Here is a 24,940-nt window from a genome sequence, read left to right on the forward strand (position 1 = left end):
TCGTATCAACGAACTGATGATAAACAAGGCGACCACGCTTGCCAGCCAAATGCCAATGAACCACAAAATGGGCTTTAGTTTCATCAGTGATATCCTTCTCCACGTTTCATCTTGCCGCGGAACACCCAGTACGAATAAGCCGTGTAGGCTATGATCAGAGGAAGTAATACCACCGCACCGGCAAGTAAAAATGCCAAACTTTTGTCTGGCGCGGCGACGTCTTGATAAGTGAGTGCGAATGGGACCAAGTAAGGGAATGTACTGACACCGAAACCCATCGCGGACACAAGAAACAGGCCGATCGCAAGAACGTAGGCTCGGACGGCTTTGTGGTCGAGTAAGGCTTTGAATAGCTGCCAAATGAGTGCCGCTGCAATAATTGGTAATATGAAAAACAGTAGCGAGTTTGGTAATGAGAACCAACGTTCAAAGACGATATTTTGGCTCAATGGCAGCCACAAACTGGCGATGAATATACAGGCTACCATCGCTAGTCCCCATCGTCGCGCGACCACGTAATAGCGCCCCATCAGCTCTTCTGGAAGCTTGATTAATAACCAGCATGAACCGAGCAGAATATAAGCACAAACAAGCGCCAGGCCACAAAATACGCTAAATGGCGAAAGCCAATCAAACCATCCACCTGCGTATGCTCGTTCACTAACCTCTATACCTTGGAGCAGGGTTCCGAGCATAATGCCTTGCATCAATGCCGCAGTGAGTGAACCAATGAAAAAAGCGCTATCCCATAAAAACTTTCCGCGTTGTGTTCGGAAGCGATACTCAAAAGAAACCCCGCGCAGAATTAATCCGAGCAGCATTAAAATCAGGGGAGCATAGAGTGCTGGCATAATGACCGCGTAGGCGAGGGGGAACACGGCAAAAAGCCCACCTCCGCCAAGAACTAGCCAAGTTTCATTCCCATCCCAAACAGGAGCGATGCTGTTCATCATCATGTCGCGCTCTTCATCGTCATTAGCGCTGAGAAATAGGATACCAATACCGAGGTCAAAGCCATCTAACACAACATAAATCAGAACGGCGAGCCCAATCAAAGCGTACCAAATTAATGCGTAATCCATGAGTTAGTTCCTAGGTTAGATGGTTAGAATGTGTGATGGCATCAGTTTTCGTGCCATCAGGAAGTCGGCTATCTAGACCTTCTTCATATCGAGTTGGAGACTTGCGCATCAAACGTAGGAGATAGAAGAAGCCAGCTCCAAAAACCACAAAGTAAACCACGATGAACGCCGTCAGGGAGACGCTCACCGCGGCGGCATCAATAGGCGATGCCGAATTGGCTGTGGTTAAAAGACCGTATACGGTGTAAGGCTGTCGACCGACTTCGGTAGTTATCCAGCCTGCTAAAACTGCAATGAACCCCGCTGGGGCAAACAGGACACAAATACGTTGAAGTGCCCTTGAATCAAAAAGTTTGCGACGTTTTCTTAGCCAAAGGCTCCACAAACCAATAACAAGCATGCCAAAACCAAGCGCGACCATTACTCGGAAAGACCAGAAAACGATAGATACAGGAGGGTGTTCCTCCTCTGGAAAAGCATCTAATCCCTTCACTTCACCGTTGAGGTCATGAGTTAAAATCAAACTACCGAGTTTGGGGATTTCCAGTGCGTATTCCATGCGTTTTTCTTCATCGTTAGGGATACCGAAGAGGATCAATGGCGCGCCTTGGTGAGACTCATAGTGCCCTTCCATCGCGGCGACTTTGGCGGGTTGATGTTCAAGGGTGTTTAATCCATGCATGTCTCCAGCAACGATTTGAATTGGTGTCACGATGGCAGCCATCCACATTGCCATCGAGAACATAATTCTGGCTAGAGGGTTATGGTTTGCTTTTAGTAAGTGATAAGCGGCAACGCCAGCTACAACAAAGGCAGTAGTAAGGTAAGCGGCGAGCAACATATGAACGAGCCGGTAAGGAAAAGAAGGGTTGAAGACAATCGCCCACCAGTCTTCTGGGACAAACTGTCCGGCTTCGTTGATACTGTAGCCCGCTGGTGTTTGCATCCAACTATTAACCGAAAGTATCCAAAACGCAGACAAAAACGTCCCGAATGCAACAATACAAGTCGCGGTGAAGTGAAGCTTCTTACCCACCTTATCCATACCGAAAAGCATCACGCCTAAAAACCCCGCTTCGAGGAAAAACGCAGTAAAAACTTCATAACCCATTAGCGGGCCTAGGATTGGGCCTGTTTTGTCGGCAAACACGCTCCAGTTAGTACCGAATTGATAGCTCAACACGATGCCACTCACCACACCCATACCAAAACTGATGGCAAAGATTTTGATCCAGTACTTATAGATTTGCATGTACTGTTTGTTGCCCGTTTTTAAGTACAAGCCCTCTAATACAGCGAGATAACTTGCCAAACCAATCGTAAAAGCTGGAAAAATAATGTGGAAAGAGACAGTAAAGGCAAATTGGAATCTAGCTAGGTCAATGGCGAGTGTGTCCATGAGCGGTCCCTTTTTCGTTGGATAAACTGTTCGCCGGATTTAAAGAGGAGACAGAAGAGTGGCGAACAAGGTGAAATACGAAGAAGGAAGACGAAGAGATTAAAAAACGATCGCTTTTTACACATGTGCGTACCATCTTTTAGATAAAGGAGGAGCGTTATGAGCCTTAAACATTACTTTGAGAAAGCGACACCTAAGTTTGGTCCAGGTGGGAAGTATCACAAGTTCTACCCACTTTTCGAAGCTGTCGAAACCATTTTTTACACGCCTGGTAAGGTAAACCAGGGCATGACTCACGTTCGAGATAGCATCGATTTAAAACGTATTATGATCATGGTGTGGCTGGCGGTCTTCCCTGCCATGTTCTGGGGTATGTACAACATAGGCCAGCAAGCGAGTGATGCCTTGTTGTATGGAATGGATCAAGCCTCAGCTCAGCAAGCGCTTGTTTCTTCATGGCAACTGAGTTGGGTATGGGGCTCGTTAGATGCGGTTTCACAAGCGGGGTGGGGAAGTAAAATGTGGCTTGGTGCTACTTACTTTCTCCCGGTTTATGCGACGGTGTTTATCGTTGGTGGTTTCTGGGAAGTTCTGTTTGCTATTGTGCGAAAGCATGAGGTAAATGAAGGTTTTTTTGTCAGCTCTATACTCTTTGCGCTGATCCTTCCCCCGACAATTCCACTATGGCAAGCGGCTTTAGGTATCACTTTCGGTATTGTTGTGGCGAAGGAGATTTTCGGTGGTACTGGACGAAACTTCCTAAATCCAGCTTTAGCAGGGCGAGCGTTCTTATACTTTGCCTATCCTGCCAACATGTCCGGTGGTGCTGTGTGGGTCGCGGCTGATGGTTACTCTGGCGCTACTCCACTTAGTCAATGGTATGAAGGCGGGCAAAGTGCTTTGATAAATAATATGACAAGACAAACAATTTCATGGGGAGATGCTTTTGTTGGTAATTTACCAGGCTCGATGGGTGAAGTCTCCACGTTGTTGATCGCACTAACAGGCTTGGTTCTCATCTTTATGAAGATTGCATCGTGGAGAATTGTTGCGGGCGTGTTGGTCGGTTTAATCGGAGCTTCATTACTATTGAATGCGATCGGTTCAGACTCTAACCCCATGTTCTCCATGCCGTTCTACTGGCACTTCGTGATTGGTGGGGTTGCGTTTGGTACCTTCTTCATGGCGACAGACCCTGTCTCGGCAGCTTTTACCAATAACGGGAAATGGGCATACGGACTATTAATCGGCGTGATGACGATTTTTATCCGAGTGCTGAACCCGGCTTATCCAGAAGGCATCATGTTAGCGATTCTATTTGCTAACTTATTCGCGCCACTTTTCGATTACCTAGTCAAAGAAAGTAATATCAAACGCAGAATGAAAAGGGCGAGACCTTCTTAAAATGAGGGTGACCTCACTGAAAATTGATTGAAAACTGCACTATATTGAAAAGGTCAGAGACATGGGGTTTCTGACTTTTTATTTTTATCAGGAGGACGAAGACGATGAGAATAAAGGATATTCTCGATAGCCGTTTGGTGCTGTCGTTCTGGTATAACCTAGACTACTGCTTGTCTCTTCTTAGTAAAATCTCTTCTCGTTGATTTCCTCAATGCAATCGCATTGAAAAGCATTCTATCTATTTGTTTTTTAGTCTTACGTGAAACTGCGTAGGGCAATGCGTATAAGGAAATTAACAATGAAACGTATTCCAGAACCTTTCCGTATCAAAATGGTTGAGCCAATCAAAATGACGACTTTGGCAGACCGTGAAGTCGCGTTAAAAGAAGCGGGCTATAATCCATTTCTTCTTCGTAGTGATGATGTTTATATCGATTTGCTGACTGACTCAGGCACTGGTGCCATGAGTGATAATCAGTGGGCTGGCATCATGATGGGGGATGAATCCTATGCGGGGAGTCGAAATTACTACAACCTGTGTGATGCAGTGGAGCACTTCTTCGGTTATAAGCTCACCGTGCCTGCACACCAAGGGCGTGGTGCCGAGCAAATTTTGTTCCCCGCTTTGATTGAGCGTATGCGTCAGGTGCGTGGTGGCGAAACGCCAGTATTTATCTCGAACTACCATTTTGATACCACAGCGGGTCACATTGAACTCAATGGCGGTAAAGCGATTAACGTGGTAACGGAAGAAGCATTCGACACCACTACGCCTTATGATTGGAAGGGCAATTTTGATATCGATAAGCTGGTGGCAACAATTGAAGCGCACGGTTCGCATAACATCTGTGCAATTATCACCACGATTACTTGTAATAGCTCCGGTGGTCAGCCTGTGTCGATGGAAAACATGCGCAGTGTGTACGAGATTGCAACCAAGTACGATATTCCAGTGGTGATTGACTCGGCTCGTTACTGTGAGAACGCTTACTTTATCAAGCAGCGTGAAGCGGGTTACGAGAATAAATCGATTCTGGAAATCATCCGTGAGATGTACCAGTACGGTGATATGCTCACCATGTCAGCTAAGAAAGACCCGATGGTAAACATTGGTGGCATGTGTTGTATTCGTGATCATAAGGAGTTGTTCCAGGCGGTGCAGACGCGCTGCGTACCCATGGAAGGATTTGTGACATACGGCGGCATGGCTGGGCGTGATATGGAAGCGCTCGCTCGCGGTTTGTATGAAGCCGCGGATGAGGATTTTCTTCACTATAGAATTAGCCAAGTTCAATACTTAGGTGAGCGCTTACGTGAAGGCGGTATTCCGATTCAATACCCAACGGGTGGTCATGCGGTGTTTGTGGATGCCGCTAAGATTTTGCCACATATTCCAGCGGATCAGTTTCCTGCGCAGGTATTGTGTAATGCTTTGTACTTGGAAGCGGGTATTCGAGCAGTAGAGATAGGATCGTTGCTGCTTGGTCGAGATCCGGAAACGGGTAAACAAAAAGCGTCAGAGCTTGAGTTGATGCGTTTGACTATTCCACGTCGTGTCTACACAAACGATCATATGGATTACATTGCGGATGCGATTATCGAACTGAAAAATCGTGCATATGAGTTAAAAGGGCTCACTTTCGTGTACGAGCCACCAGTGCTGCGCCACTTTACTGCTCGATTTAAAGAGATCGATTAACTCAAGTTTAAATCTAGATAAGCAAAAGGCCGCGAGTTTCGCAGCCTTTTTCGATTCGTTTATTTCTTAGCGTTACACTTACGCCAACTCTAATGTGATGCGAACGAACTGGTCGTCTTGATACTGCACTTCATAATTGAAGGTACCACTGGCGTAAATGCTGCCAAGAAAAAGTGAACGTTGACTCATTGGTCCGCGGAACAGCATCGAAATAGGAGCGATTAGGGCGTTATTATCATCGAAGTGCTGATTTAAGTTCTCAGAAAGCACACACAGCAAACAGCCGTGTTGGTCGTGAGATAAGTCGACGTCTTCCGGTCGAGATAATAACACGGTAGTCCCCAGTTTCTTCTCAATCTCGTTGATCAGCAGCAAGTAGCTATCTAGATCGGGTTGAGGGTTGCTGGGTTTGTCTGCACCGACGCAGCGCTCGAGTAATGCTTCCAGATTTCCGTTCTCACCTTTTGCCTGCTGAGTCAAAGATTTTAACGGCTTTTTAATCAGCTTATAGCGATTACTCTTCAGTTTTGGTTTCAGCCATTTCTGAAGTAAGTCATTACGTTCTTTAAGGGAGAGGCCATGCGAGGACGCGTGAATTTTAAAGTGCAGGTGTAATAAAGCGTGAACCGCAAGCTCACTCAGAAGTTGATTAGCATCTGTAGACTGTCTTGCCTGCTTAGAACTTTGCATTACACTCGAACAAAATTAGGGAAGAAGGATAATGGTGCCGAGAGAGGGACTCGAACCCTCACACCAAAGGCACTAGCACCTCATGCTAGCGTGTCTACCAATTTCACCATCTCGGCATCATGATGCTCTGAATACTCAGAGGCCTCGAAAGAAGCAACGCGAATTGTATAACCAAAATCCACCTGTTGGCGAGAGCAAAATGACGAATTTTGGCTCTTTCGAGTTTGATTGCATATTTATTGGTCACTTTTATGTTTTTTACCATCAACGCCTATCCTTATGCCCTTACTTTTATTAATAGTATGACGACAAAAGAGTACTTTTGCCTAAATTTTGAACGCTTGAACGTTTGCGTAAATAAATGTGATGAATATCTCTTTTTGTTGGCTATACTTGCGTCCCGTTTAAGCGGGAATTAGGGTTTAGTTGTTCAGGACCCTTACCCATACAAGCCGTCACATGGAGCAGGCCAAGCAACATGCTCGCCAGCAGTGAATGACCCCACGGACCGGACCAGCTACGTTCAATTGCTTGTATAAGGTAAAAATAAGATGTCGAACTATTCGTTCTGTCTACATTCTGGATCTAAAAGTGAGTTATCACTCGCTGCGTTGTCCCTTTCTTCTGCCAATTCCTTTGGCTCTTTTTTCTTTTTCAACGTTTAGTAGGTCCAGCTCATGAGTGTTCTATTTAGTCTATTTGGTATTGTTGCACTGCTAGGTTGTGCTTTCCTACTTTCTGAGGGTCGTTCTTCCATTAATTGGAAAACTGTATCTCGCGCCTTGATGCTACAAATGGGGTTTGCTGCTTTGGTGCTCTATTTCCCGTTGGGTCAAGCGGCGCTGGCGAGTTTAAGTAATGGTGTCGCGGGGCTACTCAGCTTTGCTGATGAAGGGATTAAATTCCTCTTTGGTGACCTCGCTTCTTCTGGCTTTATCTTCGCTATCCGTGTCCTTCCTATCATCATCTTCTTCAGTGCTCTTATCTCCGCCCTTTACTATTTGGGCATTATGCAAAAAGTGATTCAATTTATTGGCGGCGCTATCCAGAAGTTCTTGGGTACGAGTAAAGCAGAGTCTTTGGTTGCAACAGGGAACATTTTCTTATCTCAAGGCGAGTCACCACTTCTTATTCGTCCATTTCTTTCTAACATGACTCGCTCTGAACTGTTTGCCGTGATGGCTGGTGGTATGGCTTCAGTGGCGGGCAGTGTGCTTGGTGGTTATGCTGGTTTGGGTGTCGACCTCAAATACTTGATCGCGGCAAGCTTTATGGCAGCACCAGGTAGTTTGATGATGGCAAAAATCATCGTTCCTGAGCGTCAAACGCCAAGCGATTACAACAATATTGAGCTAGATAAATCAGAAGAAAGTAACGTTATTGATGCGCTAGCAAGCGGTGCCATGGGCGGTATGAAAGTTGCCGTTGCTGTTGGTACCATGCTTATCGCTTTCGTAAGTGTTATCGCGATGGTGAACACGGGGCTAGAAAACTTGGGCGAGATACTTGGTTTCTCTGGCGTAACGCTACAAGCGATTTTTGGTTATTTGTTTGCACCTCTAGCGTGGTTGATTGGTGTGCCAAGCCACGAAATTCTAGCTGCGGGTTCATACATTGGTCAGAAAGTGGTGATGAATGAGTTTGTTGCGTTTATCGATTTTGTGCAGCACAAAGCGACACTGTCTGAGCATACTCAAATTATTATCACTTTTGCGTTGTGTGGTTTTGCGAACATTGGCTCAATTGCGATTCAGTTGGGTTCTATCGGCGTGATGGCACCTGAGCGCCGCAAAGATGTTGCAAGTCTAGGCCTAAAAGCGGTTGCTGCTGGTACACTCGCTAACCTGATGAGTGCGTGCTTAGCGGGCATTTTTATCTCTCTCTAATTTAGATTGAAGATACACACTAAAAACCCGCCTAAATGGCGGGTTTTGTTATTTCTAAGGCTTGGGCATTAAGCCGTAAGGTATCGATTTAAAAGCCTCTGGGTGCTCTTGATAAGTTGGCGCTTTATGTACCCCTTTCCAATCGAGCAGCATGATGGCTAGTACGTTACGGTGTTCGCCGTACTTGAGATCAAAGTTACCGTCGACCGACGGAATCATCCCTTTTTCTGCGTTGATTGCGTGACGAATGGCTTGGCGGGTTTTCTTTACGACCGGATCATGGTCCAAGCCTGCTAACAAAAACGAAATGCCGACTTCCGCAATCACGTCTTCTTTGGCGCGCAGTAGGATAGTATCGATATTGTTGCGAAAGTAATCATAAATCCATTGGTGTTTCTTCTCGCTTACTCGCTCCTGATAATACTGTGAATCGGCAAAGATGATGTGCGTCATACCATAGAGTTTGTTCCAATACTGCTGAGCTGAAAGCATCTTATCTTTATCGTCGGGGTAGGTGTCACGGAAGGTTTGAGTGAATTCCTCGACCACATCTTGCTCTCCTAACTGACGAAGCCAGTAGACTTGGTTTGCAAGCTGAGCTGCCCATGCTTCTATCATCTCTTTGTCCGTAACGTAACGCGAGAAATCGTAGCGCCTAATAATTTTTCTCAGCGTTTTGTCTTGTTTATGCTTTAGGCCGTATTCGTTTGCTCTTGCCATTGCGCCAAGCAAATCCACACCAAGATAAAGGTACTCAGGATGGTGTTTAGTCACGGTATAGCGTCGCTGCCCTCGTTCGGTTTCTTTCTCTTGATACGTGGTCAGCCTTTGAGATGAATAGAGAATGATGTCTTCTGGTTCAACAACTTCATTAGCAAATTGGTTTAACCGGCTGGCTACTTGTGCCATGTCGGTCCAAATGGCAGCGTGATATTTCTCATCTAATGTTTGGCGGTACATGCGTAAGCCAAAATGGCCCTCTTTAAACGCCGGGAAAGTGAACAGTTCCTGTTCGTAGGTACTACGAATCAACTGCGCTGATTGAGTATTATCGAGAAGCGGTACCTCTTCCTGTGATGCCTGAGCAGCAAAGGTAAGTGAGCAAGAGAGTAAGACCGCTAAGCTAAGAGGTTTAATACGCATAAATCCATTCCCTATGAAGTCCTGAACCTAAACCTACCATCAATATTAATTGAGAATGTAAAAGCTGAGTCAATAGTTAAAAATTTGCCTAAAAGTCAGGTTGATACGTTCATCTTTGGTTTTCGCGGTTTTTGGTACGCAGTGCTTCCAGTGATGCTGTAGCTCGCCAGCCATAATCAGTAAGGAGCCGTGAGAAAGCTCATATTCAATCTCAGTTTTACAATGTAAATTTCTAAGCAAAAATCGACGTGTTTCACCTAAGTTCAAAGATGCGATAACAGGGTTTCTACCTAACTCTGGTTCATTATCTTGGTGCCAGCCCATTGAGTCTTGACCGTGTCGATATAAGTTAGCGAGAACAGAATTAAAAGTGACATCAGCAACTGATTCACAACGTACTTTCAGCTGAGTTAACTCAGGAGCCCAAGGGTGAGGCTGCATGGTTAAGCCTGAGTAAGTATATGCTGCATCACCGTGCCACGCTTGTAAGCGAGGTTGAAGTACTGACTTGCCGAACATAGTAATGTGTTCTTGGTGCCATGGCAGTGTCTTTCGAAGTTGGTCAAAGTAATTATCCGCCTCAAGATGGCTAAGAAAATGAGGATCATAATAAAGTTTTCCTCTTTCTACTTCTTGCCATAGATCGCCGCCAAATAAATCGCCTTGTTGATGCATCATCTCACACCTAAAACATAAAAGTTGTCAATCACTGTTACCTTTCTGATTATGATTGGTTATTCTTGTGATAATAAGAATTTTAACAATAAATAAAAAATCTCGTAGTTGTATACGAGTTGTGGGGAGAAAATGCGTTATTTACCCAGAAAGCGATGCTATTTTGCATTGTTCTTCCTCACCTTTTTCGCTTTGTGTATTGGGGTTATCGAGCTGTTAAATCGAAACCAGCAAGAGCTTCACAAAGAGCGAGTTCAAGTTGAGGCCAAAGAACAACTTTCCATTCTCCGTTCCAATTTGGAAGCGGTACTTATGGCGGATATCTACAAAGCCAGTACTTTAGCGACACTCATTACGTTACTTCCTAAAAATCAAGAAGAAGAATTGAGTATCGCCGCTCACCGAATCCTAAATAAAAGTAAACATATTACAATCATCGGTATCGCGAAAAATGATGTAATTAGTCACGTATTTCCACGCCAAGGTAATGAGCGCCTAATCGGCCTTGATTACCGCGCAGTGCCACAGCAGTGGGTACAGGTGCAAAAAGCCAAGGATGTACAAGAAATTTTCATCGCAGGGCCCGTTACATTGATCCAAGGTGGCCGAGGTTTGATCGTGCGTGTGCCTGTTTTTCTTGATCCTCCAATGAATCAGGACTACTGGGGAGTGATCAGTGCGGTGATTGATTTCGATGCTCTGATGAGAGAAACCGGCGTAATTGATTTCTCGTATCGTTACCCTTTAATGATCCGTGGTTACGATAGCGGTGGCTCATTTGGTGATGCTTTCTTTGGCGCGCAAAGTATAAATAGCATGGTATATGCAAAAGAGATGGTTCATTTTCCTTATGGTGGGTGGAGTATGGTGGTTTTCTCTGGAGGCAAAGCTGATCGCCAAATCTCTTGGCATCAGTTGCATTTAGCTAGAGTAATCGGCTATCCCATTATATTCGCACTTAGCCTCGCGCTGTTCGCCATTTATCGACTGTATACCATTGCAGATGACAGAGCTTTACACGATGAACTCACGAATTTACCAAACCGTCGCTATTTTATGAAGTTTTACAAGCAGCAGTTCGAAATAGCGAAACGTTATAAAAAGCGTTATAGCTTCGCCTTAATTAATATTGACCTAGATAGGTTTAAACACATTAACGACACCTATGGTCACGACGCAGGTGACAAAGTTTTAATCGCTACGGCTGAAAGGGTAAAAAGCTCTCTGCGTAAATCAGACATCGTGGCCAGAATGGGCGGTGATGAGTTCTTAGTTGTAGTTCATCACCCAGGAACGGAAGAAAATGTTCAGTCTCTTCTACAAAAACTTCGATTAGCGCTATGCTCTACGCCCGTCATTTACGATGAAACGCTTATCTATTTGAAAGCCAGTATTGGGTACGCGATATTTGACCCGCAAATGTCATCTCCTGAGCAAATGATGAAAATAGCCGATGAGAGAATGTATCAACAAAAGCATGGCGGATGAGCCTGAACCCAGTTTCAATAAGGGGTTAGAGGAATGGTAAAGTTGGGAGCCCGAAATCTCATCATCATTGAGGTGCAAGAATATGTGACTTCATATGTTCACAGACACTTTGCTGAGAGAGTCGTTATTAGCAGTGCATTCAGTGGCATATTTGCATAATGTTGCATTTTGCAAATGCAGTTTGCGAAATTAATGGTTAATAAAGCAACGATATGCATCTGGATCTACTAAAAAACGGCTTTTTTAAAGTTGGCACGCATCGTGCTTTACTTAGAGTGACCCTTATTAAGCCGAGGGTCACCTAGCCAACTGACGTTGTTAGTGAATACAAATTGTTCACAAGTATATACCGCCAATCACGTTTATTGTGATTGGCGTTTTTTCTTTCTAAAGCCCGATGATATTCACGTCGCTGCCCGTCTCATCAGCTTCTCCGCACTTGCTGTAACAACTAGGTTGTCTTGGACAAACCGCCCCTCTGGAGCAGATCAACCTTGCTTGGGTTTGAATCCCGCGCTCTATCCAGTTGATGTTTAATATCTTAGCGATAGTCGTTAAGTCTTTTTTGATGTGGGGAGGAATAACACTACTTCCGCCGGAAGCGACACAAAGGGACTTAAGTTCTTCCGCTATGGAAACGGCATCGCCACCTTGTGCAGAAATAGCAGGGTTAAGATCAATACCGGCACATAGCACGCGATTATTTCCCGCAGGGTCAAATACGTTGACCGATTCGCAGCAGTAGATACGTGGCTCGTCGCCAACATTTAAAATCGAAATTTGCGCTGAACTGGTATCCAAAGGCTGGGAAAGGCGTCGGAATACCGCCCAGTGCTGGCAAGGGTCGTTTACTTTGCGCATGTTGCCCCAAGGCAATGGAATACCATTTCCTCGATACACTGCTTTTAACTTGCCGGGGCCATAGGCATCAAAATAGTGCCAATGAGGGTAAGGCGAGACCACCGTCATGCGACGCATTGCAACGGAAGGAGAAACGCCGGCCTTTTTGTGAACATCAATTTCGTAACCGGAGCGGTCAAGCAACTGACGAAATGGTACTTTGGGGCAAAGCAAGGCACCAGCAAAAAAGCTGGACTCAAAATCACGCCAAGCTTGCAGGATATCTTGCGAATTGAGTTCAGAGTTCGACACAGGGCTGTCCATTTGCTCCCAATTGTTTTGATGCCCGATAGATAAAACGTTATTCATTGCATCGCTGCTATGGAGCACTCGATGGCCGATATATACCGCCAAGTCATACTTCAATCGGGTTGGATAGTCACGCATTCGTTTATTGAGATAAATAGTCCCAGGTGGCTCCATGAAAGACGTAATCAACTGTTTGGCGCTGACGCCCAGTTCATCAATCACATCTTGTGGCGCTCGATCTACCCAGCGGATATCCAATCCCATACTCTTTGCAATGTCTACGAGATCTTCTACAGATAGATTCAGCCGCTTCAAGCCGACCTCTTCGGCGGCGCGCTCTAAATCAGGAAAATGGTTTTGATGGTTTTCTTGGTGTGCGCGGATCAGTAAGTGGGCGAATTGACGCCCCGTGATACCTGTTTGGGAGAGCATTTCTGGTATCGCGATTTGAAGAATATCATTGGAAAACAGGAAGCTCGGCTCCAACGCCATGCCACTAATCCCGCCACGATTTCCTTTGTTGGGTGTGATGGCTTCTAATTCGGGTTCATCATCTAAAAACCACGCCGGATCTTTTTGAAAAACTTCCGCGATCACTTCGAGCATATCGATACTCGGTACGCGTTTTCCGCGCTCAATCATTGAAAGGTAAGAAACCGACGGAGCGTACTCTGGATTAATTCTTACACAACGGGCAGACAAATCTTCCATCGTTAAATGGTTGTTTTTTCTTAGGTTACGAATTTTCGTACCAAGAAAATGAGACTGACGAATAAGGCTTTTTGACACAGACATTTTGTAAAATTCACATTGTAAAATTTTTGTTGTGAAATTGTAGTCAATATTTCGCTAGTCTACATAATGAGCAGGCAAGGAAATTAACCATCCACTTCACAGAATTGCCTGAAACTTAAATAAAGGATTTAAGTTTTTACTCTAGGACGAGTTTTTAAGTGCGAGGATATGACGATGAATATGCTGAACTTCGATAAAAAAGAGATGCAACAACAACAACGCCCATTTATCGCTGAAGCCGTATTTGCCGTCGAAGCGGTAAGTGCTGAGCAGCAGAGTGAGAAACAAGTAAAAGCGAAGCAACTGCTTGACCGCATGTTCCCATTGGAGAACGGGTCGCACCAAGACGTATCAAGTTACGTGATTGATTACCGCCATGTTTTGGCTTATTTCAAAGACGGTACACACAGCGGCCTGAAAAGCCCAAAACACTTCGTGGCGTACACTGGTGAAAAGGAAGATCCAAAGTCGATTTTGTTCAAAGATGATTCGGGCAATCATGTAGAAGTGCTGTTTGGCTGTCATAAAGGCACTGGTTGCGTGGAATTAGTGGACATTGATGATATTCAATTGGAAACTCGCACGACGTTTCATCCTGAACTAACTGGCAATGCACCAACCGCGATGCGCCATTGGATAAGTCTAATCAAAGGCGACAAAAAAGGTAAGCCGATGGCATGCAGTGAAGATAAAGAATATACCGCAAAAAATGGTGACGACTACATTCTAAGTTACTGCTACAGCGTCGATTAAGATACTCATGATTGGATACAAAAACCCCGCACTTTACAGCGCGGGGTTTTCTTTTTTATCATAAAAGTCGTTTTCGCTTAGCCAGTTTATTTAAATTGGCATCACGCGGTTACGACCGAGTTGTTTTGCTTCATAAAGCTGTTTATCGGCTTTATTGATTAAGGCTTCAGGCGTATCACCCAGCTCAAATTCTGCTACCCCAAAAGAAGCGGTAATGCTGTGAACTTGTGTGCCTGAGCGCTTATCTCTGATACGCAGTTTTTCTATCATCCGGCGTAGTGTGTCTGCATATTGGCGAGCAATTCGCAGAGATTTGTTAGGTACAATTAACGCGAATTCTTCACCACCAAAACGGTACGCACATATCCCATCTCGACAACTTTGTTGTAGCCGGCGGGCAATGGCTTTTAATACTGTATCGCCAAAAAGGTGCCCGTAATTGTCGTTAAATGATTTGAAATGATCGATATCAAGCATGATCAAGGTCATTGCCTGATTTGATGCAATAAGTGAAGAGAGATCTTTGTCAAATGCTCGGCGGTTGTATAGGTTTGACAAACCATCGAACAACGCATCTTGCTGTACTTCAGCCAGTTGGTTTTTGAGGCGAGAAATTTCTTCACTCGCGTTAGTCAATTGGCTATTCAAAAACTTTGTTGAGTGACGAATTTCGTGTGACTCTGCGACAAGTTGACGAATCACTACCATCACTTCTTCAATGCTTAGGCTATTGTCCTCAACTTTTTCCAGTTTATTAAAGCTTTTGTCTACCATCTCGGAAAAGGAGGAAGTATCTGAAATCGTATCGCTCATTGAACTGGATACTTCATGTAGCAGAACTTCTACATTGGTTCTAAGATCTTCAAGGCTGGTTTCTGCTTTGCTGGCCACATAGTTGTTGTAAAGCTGTTTATTGGTTGCTGGAGGGCAAATACCGTAGTTTTCTAACACCATGTCTAACTCAAAGTTGAGTTCTGGAATGGTCTTGTCAACGTAGGTATACCAAAGCGCGTAGTTGGCTGGCGTGGCAGCAACATGGTTTTTGATCATCAGTGGGACCGCTTTTTTTAAATTAGCGGTTGATTTCTTAAACTCGTCGGTCATTTCTGCGATGGTACTAGCAAAATGGGATTGGGCTTAGATTAACGGATATTAACTAATGTCGCTTTAATTTTTATCACTTTTGCATGGTTTATATAGAAAATGAGTGATTAAGATCGTGATCAATACCGTTGGATTCAAATTTTATAAAATATCAGTATGAAACATGTACAGGCATTTGGTGGTATTGCGTGTTTTGAGATATCCAGCAAATGGATTCCGTTTGAACGTTAGTAACCTAATGATCGTCAAACTCTCGTTTTCGTATAAAAGCAAGTAAATCAAAAGGCTTAACGTCAGGGTCTCCGTGAAAAGAACTCGTAGACGAAGAATTAACATCTGAGGGTGCGAATTGAAAAAGAAAATAGGACTTTATTGGTTCACGAACGACTTGCGATTGCACGACAACCCACTGTTGAAAAGCGCCAGTGTAGAAATGGACGAGTTAATTTGCTTGTATTGCTACCCTTCAATGACGCCTTACTTGCATCACTTTGCGCAGGAAGCCTCTTTCGGGCGTGCGAAATTGCAGTTTCTCGACTTATCGCTTAGTGAACTCAATCAATCTTTGAATCACCTTGGTCAGCGATTATGGGCGGTTGAACTGACGCCCGATCAAGCAATCAAGTATGCTGTTAATCGCTTCGGCGTCACACATATATATGCTGACGCCTTTCCCGGTTCGGATGAGCAACAAGCGTTAGATCGCGCAGTTGAAGGCGCGTCTCATGTAAAAATAAAACAGCAAGCAATCCGGACCCTGTTAAGGGAAGAACAACTGCCATTTGACTTGAGCAATCTGCCTACGACTTTCACGCAGTTTAGAAAGCAAGTTGAAGGTTTAGACATCTCTCGGCCCCACGAGAGTATCCGTTCGTTACCTCCAATTCCTTTAGGTGTGAATCTTCCTTCCGTTACTGCATATTACTTTGACACAAAAGCTGCGTTTCATGGTGGAGAAAGCCGCGGGCTTGAACATTGTCGCCAGTATTTTGCTTCCACACTAGCCAGTGAATACAAACAAACACGCAATGGTTTAGATGGCATGGATTACTCCACCAAGTTCTCTCCTTGGCTAGCTCATGGGTGCGTTTCTCCGAAAACCATTTATGCCATGTTGAAACGTTATGAAGCGGAGAATGGTGCAAATGATTCAACCTACTGGATTTACTTCGAGCTGCTTTGGCGTGAATACTTTTATTGGTATGCCCGTCGACACAAGCGACAGCTCTTCCGATTCGGTGGCATCCAAAATCAAGCACCACTCACCAGCTTTTACGCGCACCGTTTTCAACAATGGAAGAAAGGTGAAACGCCATTTCCTATCGTCAATGCGTGTATGCACCAACTTAATGAAACCGGTTATATGTCGAATCGTGGCAGACAGTTAGTCGCCAGTTGTTTGGTGCATGAACTTGGCCTTGATTGGCGTTATGGCGCGGCGTACTTTGAGTCACAACTGGTCGATTACGATGTGGCATCAAACTGGGGAAATTGGCAATACCTAGCGGGCGTTGGTGCTGATCCGCGTGGTTCACGACAATTCAACCTCGAAAAGCAAACCGAAATGTACGACCCGCACATGGAGTTCATCGATAGGTGGCAAGGTCGTTGTCCTGGCGCGCATTTGGATAGTGTAGACATGGTCGATTGGCCGATTGTGATGGGCAGCAGTGACAAAGCTTCGTCATCGGAGAAACCGTAATGCAATTTGAAACCGTACGATTGATCTTGGGCGATCAACTTAACAGTGAGCACTCTTGGTTTCAGCAACCGGATGAGCAAGTGCTTTACCTGATTGCGGAGCTCAAGCAAGAGAATACTTACGTCACGCATCATATTCAGAAAGTGTGTGCGTTCTTTTCCGCAATGGAACAGTTTGCGAAAGAGCGTCAGAGTGAAGGTCACCAAGTTCTGCACCTCACGTTGGATGACACACAATCCTTCGACGATCTTGAGCAAGTCTTGCAACACTACGCGAGTGAAGTTGGTGCAAGTAAGTTTGAATATCAACGCCCGGATGAATACCGTCTTCTGGAGCAGTTAGCCAAACTAAAGCTTGATGGGGTCGTGACGCGTTGTGTCGACTCGGAACATTTTTTGTTGCCGTTTGAGGAAATAGAATCGCAGTTTCCTCAAGGTAAACACATCATGATGGAGCACTTTTACCGCCGTATGCGCAAGCGCTTCGACATCTTGATGCAAGACGGAAAACCCGTCGGCGGAAAATGGAATTACGATGCCAACAACCGTAACAAGCTCAAAGCCAAAGACATTGAACAACTGCCACAACCTTTGATGTTCAGTACCGACGTGCGCGATATTACTGAGCGGTTGGCACGACATGACATCAAAACTATCGGAAATCTCGAAGGGGAATTGTTGTGGCCGATTAATCGCGCGCAAAGCCTCTCTTTACTCGCGCATTTCTGCCAAGTCTGTCTGCCGTTATTCGGACGTTTTCAAGATGCTATGACAGGCCAGCACGACGCTAAGTGGAGCTTGTATCACAGCCGAATTTCATTCTCGCTTAACAGCAAATTACTGCACCCGAGAGAAGTCATTGATGCTTCACTCAAGGCATTTCATTCCAACGCGGACATCGACATTTCTCAAGTTGAAGGGTTTATTCGCCAAATATTAGGATGGCGAGAGTACATTCGAGGCGTCTATTGGGCGAACATGCCTCATTACCCGAAAAAGAACGAGTTGGGCGCAGAAAGAAAGCTGCCAGATTTCTTCTGGAATGGTGAAACTAAAATGGCTTGTATGCGCAATGCGATTGGGCAGTCCCTCGATTACGCCTACGCACACCACATCCAACGATTGATGGTCACTGGTAACTTTTGCTTGCTAACCGAGATCGACCCAGATCAAGTGGATGAGTGGTATCTCGGTATCTATGTTGATGCGATTGAATGGGTCGAAATGCCGAACACACGTGGCATGGCATTGTTTGCGGATGGCGGCATTGTTGGCACCAAACCTTACGCGGCGAGTGGTTCTTACATCAACAAAATGAGCGACTACTGTAAGGGTTGCCATTACGACAATAAGGCGAGGAGTGGGGAAGGATCGTGTCCGTTTAACAGCCTTTATTGGCGCTTTATGAACAAACACGACAAGCGCCTCGCAGCCAATCCACGAATCGGGATGATTTTCCGCTCTTGGGACAACATGGAAGAACAACAACGCCAAGCGATTCTTGATACCGCAGAGCACTACATAGAAAACGTGGAGAACTTGTGATGGAAATACTCATCGTCGGTGGCAATGGTGGAATTGGTTTGGCGATGGTGAGAGAAGCCGCAGCTCGGTTTCCTCAAGCTCGCGTGCATGCCACTTATCGTAAGCAGCAACCAGATTGGCAACACCCAAATGTCGTTTGGCATCAAGTGGATGTATCGCAAGACGAGCAGGTAAAAGCGTTCAGTGAGCAGATTGAACACGTCGATTGGTTGGTGAACTGTGTTGGTACGTTGCACACCCAAGAGAAAGGTCCTGAGAAGAATCTTAGCTCGCTCGACGCAGACTTCTTTCAGCAAACCATCACGGTTAATACTTTGCCAAGTTTGCTGTTGGCGAAATACTTCACGCCCAAGCTAAAGCGCAGTACTGCACCCAAGTTTGCGACCATTTCGGCCAAAGTTGGCAGCATTAGCGATAATCAGTTAGGTGGTTGGTACAGCTATCGAGCATCGAAAGCCGCATTAAACATGTTCCTCAAAACCATGTCGATCGAATGGCAAAGAATAGTCAAACATGGCACGGTGCTTTCACTTCACCCTGGCACCACAGATACCGCTTTGTCGGCACCTTTTCAAACCAATGTCCCAGAGGGAAAGTTGTTCACGCCAGAGCGAGTTGCTAAGGATTTATTAGGCTTGATAGAAAAAGCAACCCCGCAAGATAGCGGGGCGTTTTGGGCTTATGATGGGACGTTATTACCTTGGTAAGAGAACGCGTACAAACGTTAATACAAAGGGAATAACATGCTCCAGAGAGGGTCGGAGTGACCTACGTTTTCGTTGGTTTATTTCTTCGGCAACGCTCAGAACAATAAACGATTTCCTCCCAATTTCGCGCCCACTTCTTTCTCCAAGAAAACGGGCGCTGACAGACCGGACAGACTTTCATGGGAAGGTTGGATTTAAAACCTTTCATCGCGCTGAATGTTCACTCCTAATTTGGTTAAAATTACTTATCAAATAGGTACAGGTAATCGCCGTAGCCTAAACTCGCCATCTTGTTCACAGGTACAAATTTCATCGCAGCAGAGTTCATGCAATAGCGTAATCCCGTCGGCTTAGGACCATCTTTAAACACGTGACCTAGGTGTGAATCACCAAACTTACTGCGGATCTCCGTTCTAGGGTAGAGCAGTTTATAATCGGTTTTCTCCACGATGTAACCCGGGTTAATTGGTCGAGTAAAGCTTGGCCAACCTGTGCCAGATTTGTATTTATCAGTAGAAGAAAATAGCGGTTCACCGGTCACAATATCAACATAAATTCCCGCTTCTTTGTTGTCCCAGTATTCATTATCAAACGGACGCTCCGTGCCTTCTTCTTGCGTCACGTAATACTGTAGCTCTGTTAAGTTTGATTTGATTTCAGACTGAGCAGGTTTACTGTACGCTTTCACTTTCGAAAGCAGTTTGTTTTCTTCAATCAACTGTCGAAGTGTTTTAGGGCTTTCTTTTCGATCTTCACCAAACACTTCGTCGAGGTATTTATCGCGACCTGATGCGTAGCGGTAGTATTTGTATTTCAGGCTACTCTTCTTGTAGTAATCCTGATGGTACGACTCCGCAGGGTAAAACTTTTCAAACTCGATCAGCTCTGTTTTCAACGGTTTTGGATAGATCATCGCCTTGTCGATTTCTATCATAAACTGCTTAGCAATCTGCTTTTGCTCCGCATTATGGTAGAAGATCGCTGGACGGTATTGAGGACCACGGTCAACAAATGAACCTTTATCGTCGGTAGGGTCGATATGACGGAAGAAGTAGTCCAGCACTTGCTCGTAGTTCACGACAGCAGGATCGTACTTCACCTCAATCACTTCAATATGACCAGATTTACCAGAAGAGACTTGGCGGTAAGTCGGGTTTTCAATATGACCACCTGAATAACCTGATACAACATCGATTACGCCGGGCAGTTGCTCTAAATCCGATTCTGTACACCAGAAACAACCGCCAGCTAGCGTTGCGATTCTTGTATTCTCTGAAGCCTTCAGCTTATCCATCGTATCGGCGGTACCTGTTTTACTCAATAGTAGAAACAAGACTGGAAGTGCGAAGGAGAAACCGGCCAATAACTTAGACATATTCTTCATAGCTACCTCATCGTTATTTTTGTAGAAAGTGTTACTTAAATAAAAAGTGTTACGTATAGAGAAAGGTAACCGAGCGAAAAAATTACAGTAATGTTGAAAATTCCGTTGCCCTTTTATGCGATAGAGCTAAAGTATCGACAAGAAACACACCGCTAGTAAGGGCAACGATGCCTTGAATAAGCGATGCTAAATGAGGTAAATCATGCAAGCTGAAGTTAAATGGATAGAAGATTTTAAATTCCTTGGGCAATCTCAGTCGGGCCACTCCGTAGTGATGGATGGCAATGGTGGTGCAACCGCACCAAGCCCAATGGAAATGGTACTAATGGCTGCTGGTGGCTGTAGCTCTGTCGATGTTGTTGATGGTTTGAAAACGGCAGGCCAAAAGGTCTCGTCAGTTAATGCCAAGCTAACCACAGAGCGTCGTGAAACCGCACCGCGTATCTTTACGCAAGTGAATATCCACTTTGAAGTGTCAGGTGACGAGCTTGACCCAGAAGTCGTAGCAAAAGTGGCGGCTGACTCGCTAGAAAAATACTGCTCGGTTTGCTTAATGCTAGGTGAAGGTGTTGAGATGACCCACAGCTGGGAAATTGTGTAAGCCGACAGACTCCACAAAATATAAAAACAGGAAAGAGAAAAGTCCGGGCTTTTCTCTTTTTTTATTTCGCAATTCACGTACCTTGTGAGGAATCTGAAAGCAGTAATTGCAGGTTGTAGGAGTCTTCCAGTGACAGAACTAGAAAAAATGATGTCTGGCCAGGTCTTTGATGGCATGGACAAAGAAATTGACGCCATTAGAAGCCATGCTCTTCAAGCACTTAGAGCGCTCAATAATAACACCGACGAAAGTCAGCGCGACGAATTGCAAAAGCAGCTATTTGGCAAGGTAGGCCGTTGTATTGTCCAGTCCCCTTTTCATTGTGAATTTGGTAAGACCATCGAAATAGGTGAAGAAACCTTTATCAACATGAACGTGGTCATGCTCGATGGTGCCAAAATTACCATCGGGAACCACGTGCTCATTGGACCGAGCGTGCAATTTTATACCGCTTCTCATTCTGTTGATTACCGAAGTCGTCGACGTTGGGAAACGTTTTGTAAACCTATCACGATTGAAGATGATGTGTGGATTGGCGGAAATTCCGTCATCAACCAAGGTGTAACAGTTGGCGCTCGCTCGGTGATTGCGGCGAACTCGGTCGTTAACCATGATGTGCAGCCAGATTGTCTATACGGAGGCACGCCAGCTAAGTTGATTCGTCGTCTCAACGAAGAAGAATTATTGTAAGAGAGCAAGCGTCGTTGTGACAATTATATAGCTTTCGAGAAGAATATAGCTTATTCGAGTTACATTAAGCCCAAATAAGCTATTTCTACATTATTCAACTTCAAAGTTTCAACTTGAACTTGAAAAACAATAAGGTATTAAGGGTTTAAACTATCTACTAATGCGAGTATTCCAGCTGAAGAGAATACGACTATCAGCATAGAGGAGTTTATAATAATTATTCCTATTAATAGAATTGATAGTGAACGGTACCATCTAGGCACTTCTTTGGAGATATCGGGTAACTTTCGTTTTTTACCTGAGCTAGGTTGGACGATTAAACGAACAAACATCAATGTTCGGAAAAATGCGTAAGGCCATCCCGTAAATAGAGCTAGTTCGAAAGTGTTAAAATAAGGTTCTGTAAAGTAACTATTGACAACTTTTTTTGGCATTAAAATATGCATGATACCTATAAATAATGTCTGGAGAAAAATAATCAATATTCCAGAAAACATTAAGTATCCAATAATATTCCAAACTAATTGCATATGGCACCCAAGTTTGTCTTTGAAACTAAGTCAGGCTGAGAGCCTAAGTTGTTGTATGTAAGCACAGCTGCTTTACCGGAGGCGTACCCAATAGCGGTAGTACCGGCAGCGAGTACAATGGCAGTCCACCAGTCAATAGGGTTTGATACTAAAAATAGACCGACTAACGCGCTGGTACCCATTCCTACAGCTGTGCTAGTTATTGACTCAACAAAAATTTCATTCTTCTCATGTTGGTCTTGTGTATTCGCAATCTGAATGCAGGAAGCCGTTAGACCAACACATACTAAAACATGTCCGCCAACTTTAGATGCTTGAGCTATTTTATTCAGTTTTTCGGCTTGTTTAACTATATGAGCATTCGCAGGTAACCCTCCACTTCGAGCTATGCGAATAGACTCGTAAGCTTTTTATTATCAAGTGATAAATTTAGCCTTTCATATGGAGCACCATACATGTTTAATATAATTGATGATAAGTTATCATGAGTTTTTATTTTATACTCAAATAATCCCGACACAGAGCACCTCTAGCTAATAATTTGTTTGTGCAGATACTAACAAAAAACTATATTTAAAAAGGTTTATTTTTTGCATTCTAGACTTTCATTTTAAAAAGTTACAAATTAGCTGATGTATTTATTATTTGTATGAAATTGTTAATGTGATTTTTTACATTTAAAGTGTGATATTAAACTTGGTTGGATAAGTGAAGGTCATACATGATTTGCTAGTGATAAAAAATACAAGTGCTAACATTGTAGAGTTTATGATAATTACCCATATTGTTATGAAGGATAATAGGCGGTACCACCTAGGCCCCTCTTGGGATACATCAGGTAACTTTCGCTTTTCACCTGAGCTAGGTTGAACGATTAAACGAACAAACATCAATGTTCGGAAAAATGCTTAACGCCAACCTCCAAATATAGTTGGTCGTGTATAAAATTGATAAACTTAAATGGCGAGATGTAAGCCTTGCACAACTAACAAAGGTTGGTTAAACAAGGCTAATAGTCGGTTATGGATGAATAACGATTTGTTGCTCCTCAGTCATCACAAGTGTCGCTTTGCTTTGTTCGATAAGTTGGGCAGCATAAGAAGGGGTAACGGCCTGCATATCACCTTTAGATCGAAGAGTTAAAGACTCCCACGCTTGATCTCGATATTTCCCTGCTTGGGTGTATTGAATCAGTACTTTCATAGCTTCACGATCCGGTGTGGTTGACGTGCTACTTAAGTTAACGATCTTAGGTTGGTTGCGCATCTGTTAAAAATGAAACATTAGTTTAACCAAATGTGCATTTCCAAATATCGCGCATTGAGCAGAGCAATTTATAATCCTTGTGATGGAAGGATGAAGAACACTCAATCTTTCGATTCATACTGCGCAATATAATGTTTGAGAGATTTGGTTTCCGCACTCTGAAACTCTTCATCGTGCATACGCAGTGCTTGGATACGGTCGAGGCGGAACTGGCGGTAGTCGTCGCGCAATTCGCACCAGGCGACCAGCGTCCAGACTTTGCCCCAAAAGAACTGGCCTAACGGTTGGATTTTTCTTTCGGTCACTTGTCCGCTTTCATCTTGGTAATCCAAACTGACCTTTAACTGATGATCAATCGCGTGGCGCAGGAGCTGCCCTCGTTTGGCAGTCTCGGATTGGGTGTGATAATCGGGCACAATCAGCGGACAATCTTCCACTTGTTGCTTGAGCTTATCGGGCAATACCGAAAGTATTTTGGTGGACGCAGAGTGAGACGCTTCGGCGAGTTCGGCATCCGACCAAGCTCGAACCATCCGCATACCCAGTTCAAGCGCCATCATCTCTTTTTCTGAAAACATCAAAGGCGGCAGATGAGAGCCAGCTTGCAATAGGTAGCCAACACCTGCTTCACCTTTAATAGGAACACCAGAACTAAGCAACGACTGAATATCGCGATAAATCGTACGTTCGCTAACTTCCATTCTTTCTGCGAGCTCTTTCGCTGTCACGGCGTAACGCTTTGCGCGCAGAAGCGTCAGTAGCTCAAACAGTCGTTCTGATTTGCTCATGATGTTCCTTATCTAGACCTACTGGTTGTTAGTGGTAGTGTGGCTGATTACTTCTCTAGCTCACTGCACATTTTTAAGTTGTGATGTTTAAGCTCGAAGCTTTCGCAGTCAATCATTGATAACAGAGGCTGAAATTCAGCGGCTTGCTTAATCTGTTTTCCCGCCTGTTTGGCATCGTCCATTGAACGCCAGTAAATGATGTCTGTCCACACATCGTCCGTAGCTTCGTGACTGAGCGAGCGATACAAAAAGCCCGGCAGATTCTTCACAAACGTTTGTGACTGTTTGGCAGCGGCGATCAAGTCTTGCTCTGTTGTGCCTGCGGTTAGACGAAATTGCACAGTTTCGATAACGGTTTCCATATTGTGATTCCTTATTGGTTTGGTTTTGGCGGATTGCCTGTTGAGTTCCAAATAAGGTTACGCGGATGGAATGTCAGAACATGTCAGTAGTGAAATCTC

General features: G+C 44.5%; 22 protein-coding genes and 1 tRNA gene. 10 read left to right on the forward strand and 13 right to left on the reverse strand.

The features are described 5' to 3' along the window. Positions 1-83: 83 nt before the first annotated feature. A complete protein-coding gene (cydB, locus tag R7E29_RS05090; protein ID WP_005374173.1) occupies positions 84-1,082 on the reverse strand; it encodes a cytochrome d ubiquinol oxidase subunit II in 999 nt (332 codons plus the stop codon). Positions 1,083-1,092: 10 nt separating this feature from the next. Beyond that, positions 1,093-2,481: a cytochrome ubiquinol oxidase subunit I gene (locus R7E29_RS05095; protein WP_054576186.1), complete on the reverse strand. Its 1,389-nt coding sequence runs from the start codon at positions 2,479-2,481 to the stop codon at positions 1,093-1,095. A gap of 159 nt (positions 2,482-2,640) precedes the next feature. Between R7E29_RS05095 and R7E29_RS05100 the strand changes: the two genes are divergently transcribed. Together R7E29_RS05100 and R7E29_RS05105 are read left to right on the forward strand one after the other, a co-directional pair. Beyond that, complete coding sequence (locus tag R7E29_RS05100) at positions 2,641-3,885, forward strand: NADH:ubiquinone reductase (Na(+)-transporting) subunit B (protein WP_054576185.1); 1,245 nt, start codon at positions 2,641-2,643, stop codon at positions 3,883-3,885. Between the two features lie 298 nt (positions 3,886-4,183). Beyond that, entirely contained in the window at positions 4,184-5,584 is a 1,401-nt protein-coding gene (locus R7E29_RS05105; protein ID WP_053304660.1) for a tryptophanase, read from the forward strand. A 78-nt stretch (positions 5,585-5,662) separates the two neighbouring features. On the opposite strand, the gene R7E29_RS05110 is transcribed toward R7E29_RS05105, so the two are convergent. Both R7E29_RS05110 and R7E29_RS05115 read right to left on the reverse strand, forming a co-directional pair. Beyond that, positions 5,663-6,274, reverse strand: a complete 612-nt coding sequence (locus tag R7E29_RS05110) for a DUF2913 family protein (protein WP_005374167.1) — start codon at positions 6,272-6,274, stop codon at positions 5,663-5,665. A gap of 32 nt (positions 6,275-6,306) precedes the next feature. Further along, positions 6,307-6,390: transfer RNA gene (locus R7E29_RS05115), tRNA-Leu, on the reverse strand. A gap of 561 nt (positions 6,391-6,951) precedes the next feature. Between R7E29_RS05115 and R7E29_RS05120 the strand changes: the two genes are divergently transcribed. After that, entirely contained in the window at positions 6,952-8,160 is a 1,209-nt protein-coding gene (locus R7E29_RS05120) for a NupC/NupG family nucleoside CNT transporter (RefSeq protein WP_017635515.1), read from the forward strand. A 54-nt stretch (positions 8,161-8,214) separates the two neighbouring features. Here R7E29_RS05120 and R7E29_RS05125 read toward each other — a convergent pair whose 3' ends face one another. Both R7E29_RS05125 and R7E29_RS05130 read right to left on the reverse strand, forming a co-directional pair. Continuing rightward, positions 8,215-9,303 carry a DUF3541 domain-containing protein gene (locus R7E29_RS05125; RefSeq protein ID WP_005384167.1) on the reverse strand — a complete coding sequence of 363 codons (1,089 nt, stop codon included), beginning with the start codon at positions 9,301-9,303 and terminating at the stop codon, positions 8,215-8,217. Between the two features lie 69 nt (positions 9,304-9,372). Next, positions 9,373-9,978 carry an alpha-ketoglutarate-dependent dioxygenase AlkB family protein gene (locus R7E29_RS05130; RefSeq protein WP_033906254.1) on the reverse strand — a complete coding sequence of 202 codons (606 nt, stop codon included), beginning with the start codon at positions 9,976-9,978 and terminating at the stop codon, positions 9,373-9,375. 132 nt (positions 9,979-10,110) lie between these two features. On the opposite strand from R7E29_RS05130, the gene R7E29_RS05135 reads away from it, so the two are divergent. Then, positions 10,111-11,466 carry a diguanylate cyclase gene (locus tag R7E29_RS05135; protein ID WP_053304658.1) on the forward strand — a complete coding sequence of 452 codons (1,356 nt, stop codon included), beginning with the start codon at positions 10,111-10,113 and terminating at the stop codon, positions 11,464-11,466. 387 nt (positions 11,467-11,853) lie between these two features. On the opposite strand, the gene R7E29_RS05140 is transcribed toward R7E29_RS05135, so the two are convergent. Then, positions 11,854-13,410 carry a DUF3612 domain-containing protein gene (locus R7E29_RS05140; protein ID WP_080773721.1) on the reverse strand — a complete coding sequence of 519 codons (1,557 nt, stop codon included), beginning with the start codon at positions 13,408-13,410 and terminating at the stop codon, positions 11,854-11,856. Positions 13,411-13,584: 174 nt separating this feature from the next. Between R7E29_RS05140 and R7E29_RS05145 the strand changes: the two genes are divergently transcribed. Further along, positions 13,585-14,163, forward strand: coding sequence for a malate synthase (locus tag R7E29_RS05145; protein ID WP_005374156.1), 579 nt, complete (start codon positions 13,585-13,587; stop codon positions 14,161-14,163). Positions 14,164-14,253: 90 nt separating this feature from the next. Here R7E29_RS05145 and R7E29_RS05150 read toward each other — a convergent pair whose 3' ends face one another. Further along, positions 14,254-15,267 carry a GGDEF domain-containing protein gene (locus tag R7E29_RS05150; RefSeq protein WP_017635511.1) on the reverse strand — a complete coding sequence of 338 codons (1,014 nt, stop codon included), beginning with the start codon at positions 15,265-15,267 and terminating at the stop codon, positions 14,254-14,256. A gap of 349 nt (positions 15,268-15,616) precedes the next feature. Here R7E29_RS05150 and R7E29_RS05155 point away from each other — a divergent pair, with 349 nt between their 5' ends. Genes R7E29_RS05155 through R7E29_RS05165 form a run of 3 tightly spaced genes read left to right on the forward strand, consistent with a single transcriptional unit; the run spans position 15,617 to position 19,220 of the window. Next, a complete protein-coding gene (locus R7E29_RS05155; protein ID WP_053304657.1) occupies positions 15,617-16,969 on the forward strand; it encodes a DASH family cryptochrome in 1,353 nt (450 codons plus the stop codon). Continuing rightward, a complete protein-coding gene (locus R7E29_RS05160; protein WP_053304656.1) occupies positions 16,969-18,513 on the forward strand; it encodes a cryptochrome/photolyase family protein in 1,545 nt (514 codons plus the stop codon). Before R7E29_RS05155 ends, R7E29_RS05160 begins: the two co-directional genes overlap by 1 nt. Continuing rightward, positions 18,513-19,220 carry an SDR family oxidoreductase gene (locus R7E29_RS05165; RefSeq protein ID WP_053304655.1) on the forward strand — a complete coding sequence of 236 codons (708 nt, stop codon included), beginning with the start codon at positions 18,513-18,515 and terminating at the stop codon, positions 19,218-19,220. The genes R7E29_RS05160 and R7E29_RS05165 overlap by 1 nt, the downstream gene beginning before the upstream one ends. A gap of 61 nt (positions 19,221-19,281) precedes the next feature. On the opposite strand, the gene R7E29_RS05170 is transcribed toward R7E29_RS05165, so the two are convergent. Together R7E29_RS05170 and msrB are read right to left on the reverse strand one after the other, a co-directional pair. Beyond that, a complete protein-coding gene (locus R7E29_RS05170) occupies positions 19,282-19,428 on the reverse strand; it encodes a DUF2256 domain-containing protein (RefSeq protein WP_080996743.1) in 147 nt (48 codons plus the stop codon). A 33-nt stretch (positions 19,429-19,461) separates the two neighbouring features. Continuing rightward, positions 19,462-20,604 (reverse strand): peptide-methionine (R)-S-oxide reductase MsrB, encoded by a 1,143-nt coding sequence (gene msrB / locus R7E29_RS05175; RefSeq protein ID WP_054576184.1) that lies wholly within the window; start codon positions 20,602-20,604, stop codon positions 19,462-19,464. A 202-nt stretch (positions 20,605-20,806) separates the two neighbouring features. On the opposite strand from msrB, the gene R7E29_RS05180 reads away from it, so the two are divergent. Beyond that, entirely contained in the window at positions 20,807-21,205 is a 399-nt protein-coding gene (locus R7E29_RS05180; RefSeq protein WP_005374132.1) for an OsmC family protein, read from the forward strand. A gap of 129 nt (positions 21,206-21,334) precedes the next feature. Continuing rightward, positions 21,335-21,895 (forward strand): sugar O-acetyltransferase, encoded by a 561-nt coding sequence (locus R7E29_RS05185; RefSeq protein WP_053304653.1) that lies wholly within the window; start codon positions 21,335-21,337, stop codon positions 21,893-21,895. A 1,550-nt stretch (positions 21,896-23,445) separates the two neighbouring features. On the opposite strand, the gene R7E29_RS05190 is transcribed toward R7E29_RS05185, so the two are convergent. The 3 genes from R7E29_RS05190 to R7E29_RS05200 all read right to left on the reverse strand — a co-directional run bounded on the left by R7E29_RS05190 (position 23,446) and on the right by R7E29_RS05200 (position 24,841). After that, positions 23,446-23,628 (reverse strand): hypothetical protein, encoded by a 183-nt coding sequence (locus R7E29_RS05190; RefSeq protein ID WP_021035913.1) that lies wholly within the window; start codon positions 23,626-23,628, stop codon positions 23,446-23,448. A gap of 164 nt (positions 23,629-23,792) precedes the next feature. Next, positions 23,793-24,479, reverse strand: a complete 687-nt coding sequence (locus tag R7E29_RS05195; RefSeq protein WP_053304651.1) for a helix-turn-helix transcriptional regulator — start codon at positions 24,477-24,479, stop codon at positions 23,793-23,795. Positions 24,480-24,526: 47 nt separating this feature from the next. Continuing rightward, a complete protein-coding gene (locus R7E29_RS05200; protein WP_054576183.1) occupies positions 24,527-24,841 on the reverse strand; it encodes a hypothetical protein in 315 nt (104 codons plus the stop codon). Positions 24,842-24,940: the final 99 nt, after the last annotated feature.

This window comes from Vibrio sp. Vb1729, from assembly GCF_033338655.1.
In the GTDB taxonomy this organism is placed as follows: domain Bacteria; phylum Pseudomonadota; class Gammaproteobacteria; order Enterobacterales; family Vibrionaceae; genus Vibrio; species Vibrio alginolyticus.

What these genes read in the sequence shown, in the direction of transcription:
- cydB (WP_005374173.1), bottom strand. Translation starts at nt 1,082, where the DNA reads ATGGATTACGCATTAATTTGGTACGCTTTGATTGGGCTCGCCGTTCTG.
- R7E29_RS05095 (WP_054576186.1), bottom strand. Translation starts at nt 2,481, where the DNA reads ATGGACACACTCGCCATTGACCTAGCTAGATTCCAATTTGCCTTTACT.
- R7E29_RS05100 (WP_054576185.1), top strand. Translation starts at nt 2,641, where the DNA reads ATGAGCCTTAAACATTACTTTGAGAAAGCGACACCTAAGTTTGGTCCA.
- R7E29_RS05105 (WP_053304660.1), top strand. Translation starts at nt 4,184, where the DNA reads ATGAAACGTATTCCAGAACCTTTCCGTATCAAAATGGTTGAGCCAATC.
- R7E29_RS05110 (WP_005374167.1), bottom strand. Translation starts at nt 6,274, where the DNA reads ATGCAAAGTTCTAAGCAGGCAAGACAGTCTACAGATGCTAATCAACTT.
- R7E29_RS05120 (WP_017635515.1), top strand. Translation starts at nt 6,952, where the DNA reads ATGAGTGTTCTATTTAGTCTATTTGGTATTGTTGCACTGCTAGGTTGT.
- R7E29_RS05125 (WP_005384167.1), bottom strand. Translation starts at nt 9,303, where the DNA reads ATGCGTATTAAACCTCTTAGCTTAGCGGTCTTACTCTCTTGCTCACTT.
- R7E29_RS05130 (WP_033906254.1), bottom strand. Translation starts at nt 9,978, where the DNA reads ATGCATCAACAAGGCGATTTATTTGGCGGCGATCTATGGCAAGAAGTA.
- R7E29_RS05135 (WP_053304658.1), top strand. Translation starts at nt 10,111, where the DNA reads ATGCGTTATTTACCCAGAAAGCGATGCTATTTTGCATTGTTCTTCCTC.
- R7E29_RS05140 (WP_080773721.1), bottom strand. Translation starts at nt 13,410, where the DNA reads ATGTCTGTGTCAAAAAGCCTTATTCGTCAGTCTCATTTTCTTGGTACG.
- R7E29_RS05145 (WP_005374156.1), top strand. Translation starts at nt 13,585, where the DNA reads ATGAATATGCTGAACTTCGATAAAAAAGAGATGCAACAACAACAACGC.
- R7E29_RS05150 (WP_017635511.1), bottom strand. Translation starts at nt 15,267, where the DNA reads ATGACCGACGAGTTTAAGAAATCAACCGCTAATTTAAAAAAAGCGGTC.
- R7E29_RS05160 (WP_053304656.1), top strand. Translation starts at nt 16,969, where the DNA reads ATGCAATTTGAAACCGTACGATTGATCTTGGGCGATCAACTTAACAGT.
- R7E29_RS05165 (WP_053304655.1), top strand. Translation starts at nt 18,513, where the DNA reads ATGGAAATACTCATCGTCGGTGGCAATGGTGGAATTGGTTTGGCGATG.
- R7E29_RS05170 (WP_080996743.1), bottom strand. Translation starts at nt 19,428, where the DNA reads ATGAAAGGTTTTAAATCCAACCTTCCCATGAAAGTCTGTCCGGTCTGT.
- msrB (WP_054576184.1), bottom strand. Translation starts at nt 20,604, where the DNA reads ATGAAGAATATGTCTAAGTTATTGGCCGGTTTCTCCTTCGCACTTCCA.
- R7E29_RS05180 (WP_005374132.1), top strand. Translation starts at nt 20,807, where the DNA reads ATGCAAGCTGAAGTTAAATGGATAGAAGATTTTAAATTCCTTGGGCAA.
- R7E29_RS05190 (WP_021035913.1), bottom strand. Translation starts at nt 23,628, where the DNA reads ATGAAAGTACTGATTCAATACACCCAAGCAGGGAAATATCGAGATCAA.
- R7E29_RS05195 (WP_053304651.1), bottom strand. Translation starts at nt 24,479, where the DNA reads ATGAGCAAATCAGAACGACTGTTTGAGCTACTGACGCTTCTGCGCGCA.
- R7E29_RS05200 (WP_054576183.1), bottom strand. Translation starts at nt 24,841, where the DNA reads ATGGAAACCGTTATCGAAACTGTGCAATTTCGTCTAACCGCAGGCACA.